Genomic DNA, 1,978 nt, shown 5'->3' with positions numbered 1-1,978 from the left:
TGCGGCGCAGCGCCGTGACGAAGGGAGTGTGGAGCGGGACGGAGGAGTCGGTGAGCCGGACGGACTCGACACGAGTCATGCGAGCCAGCTCATGTCGAGGCCGCTCCCGTCACGGTCCGTCATGGCGACGTGCGTCAGGGCGACGTGGGTGAGGCGACGTGCGTGGGTCATTCGGTGAAGATCCGCCAGACGTCCTTCGCGAGCGAGGCGACCAGCCCGGCGGCGGCCGTCTCCGACAGGTGGGTGGTCGTGCAGATCGACAGCACGAAGGGCGCCTGGTCGAGTGGGCGCACGAGGCATACGTCGTGCGAGACACCGTCGACCCACCCCGTCTTGTTGGCCGTCGTGACGCCCGAGGGCAGCCCGGCCGGGATCTGGTTGCGGTGCCGGGACCGGGACAGCATGGCCTCGACGGGGGCGCAGACCAGTGCCCCGCCCAGGGCGGTGTCGTGGCGGGCCAGGCTGGCCATGAGGCGACCGAGGTCGGCAGCCGTCACGGTGTTGGTGATCCCCGCCTCGCGGGCCCGGGCGTCCTCGATGCCCCGCCGGATCACGGTCTGGTCGGAGCAGCCCGCCGCGTGCAGGACATGGGCGATCTCGTCGAGGCCGACCATCTCGAGCAGGATGTTGGCGGCGAGGTTGCCCGAGTGGGTGATGGCGTGGTCGCACAGCTGCAGCACCGACCGGGTGGTGCCGTGCTCGGCCGCCGACCACGTGCCCGGGTCGTCGTCCTCCGCGGGGTCGACCGAGAAGGTCGAGCCGTCGGCGACGGAGGTGAAGCTGTTGTGGACCTCCACCGGTGCGGCGAGGACGATCTCGCCGCGGGCCGCCTTGCGCAGCACGGCGATGACCAGGGGCAGCTTCATCGTCGAGGCCGCGTAGTGCGGCACGTCGGCGTTGCGTGCGAACCGTGCTCCGATGAGGTCGCCCCACCAGAGCGAGACGGTCCCGTGCTCCGATGCCGCCTCGAGATCCTCTTCCAGGTTCCGGAACGGTGAGATCGCCATGGCTGCTCCTTGCTCAGGCAGCCGAGGCCGACACCACGGCTGCTTCGTTGGGGACCGGCAACGGCACCGCGGCCGCGAGTCCCTCCGACTCGGCCATCCGGCACGAGACGTCGCTGAGCACCTGCGACAACGGCAGGTCGAGGGCACCACAGATCGAGGCGAGCAGCTCGGAGGAGGCTTCCTTCTCGCCGCGTTCGACCTCGCTGAGGTAGCCGAGGGACACGGCGGCCGAGGCGGAGACCTCTCGCAGGGTGCGTCCCTGGGCCCGCCGGCGCTCACGGAGGACGTCACCGAGTTCACGTCGCAACAGGGTCATGTCGTCCTCCTCCGTGCCGTTGCGGGTCCTGGCGTCTCTCCTACCGTACCCCGTAGGTCTGCCCGCGCATCTGAGGTTTCCACGGGTGCGTCGAGCTGCTCGGCGAGCAGCTCGAGGGCACGGTCCACGGTGGCGACGCGGATCTGCGCCCGGTCACCGTTCAACCGCAAGGCGCGGGTCTGTGTTCCCCGCGGACCCGCGACCGCGACATGGACCGTGCCGGCCGGCTTGCCCTCGGCAGGCCCCGGCCCCGCGACCCCTGTCGTCGACACGCCCCACGTGGCCCCGAGCCGCACGCGGGCACCGTCGGCCATCGCCACGGCGACCCGTGCGTCGACGGTGCCGGCCTCGGCGATGAGGTCCGCCGGGACGCCGAGCAGCTCCACCTTGACCTCCGCGGCATAGGCGACGACACCGCCCACGAGCACGACGGAGGCGCCCGGCGTGTCGGCGATTGTCGCGGCGACGAGGCCGGCGGTCAGCGACTCCCCACAGGCGACGGTCTGCCCGAGCTCGGTGAGCCGGTGCACGACCCGGGCCGAGGCCGACGCAGTCACCTCACTCCGCCCCGTCCGGACGCCGAGCCGGAGCCCGGTGCCGAGCCGGGGCCGGAAGCCGAGCCCGGCGCGGAGGCCGAGCCGGATCCCCCGCCCGG

The 1,978-nt window shown here is 72.3% G+C and carries 3 protein-coding genes; all 3 read right to left on the bottom strand.

The window, feature by feature from the left end; all coding sequences use genetic code 11:
• Nucleotides 1-167: 167 nt before the first annotated feature.
• Entirely contained in the window at nucleotides 168-1,007 is an 840-nt protein-coding gene (locus tag N864_RS21870; protein WP_034722479.1) for a serine hydrolase, read from the bottom strand.
• A 13-nt stretch (nucleotides 1,008-1,020) separates the two neighbouring features.
• Nucleotides 1,021-1,323 (bottom strand): helix-turn-helix domain-containing protein, encoded by a 303-nt coding sequence (locus N864_RS21865; protein ID WP_034722476.1) that lies wholly within the window; start codon nucleotides 1,321-1,323, stop codon nucleotides 1,021-1,023.
• The coding region (locus tag N864_RS21860) for a CinA family protein (protein ID WP_420805229.1) at nucleotides 1,320-1,978 on the bottom strand (659 nt) is incomplete at its 5' end. The genes N864_RS21860 and N864_RS21865, both read right to left, overlap by 4 nt.

The organism is Intrasporangium chromatireducens Q5-1 (assembly GCF_000576575.1).
Lineage (GTDB): Bacteria > Actinomycetota > Actinomycetes > Actinomycetales > Dermatophilaceae > Intrasporangium_A > Intrasporangium_A chromatireducens.
This window is presented reverse-complemented; position numbering and strand designations above follow the sequence as displayed.

Coding starts and splice junctions, on each gene's coding strand:
- N864_RS21870 (WP_034722479.1), bottom strand. CDS start 1,007: ATGGCGATCTCACCGTTCCGGAACCTGGAAGAGGATCTCGAGGCGGCA.
- N864_RS21865 (WP_034722476.1), bottom strand. CDS start 1,323: ATGACCCTGTTGCGACGTGAACTCGGTGACGTCCTCCGTGAGCGCCGG.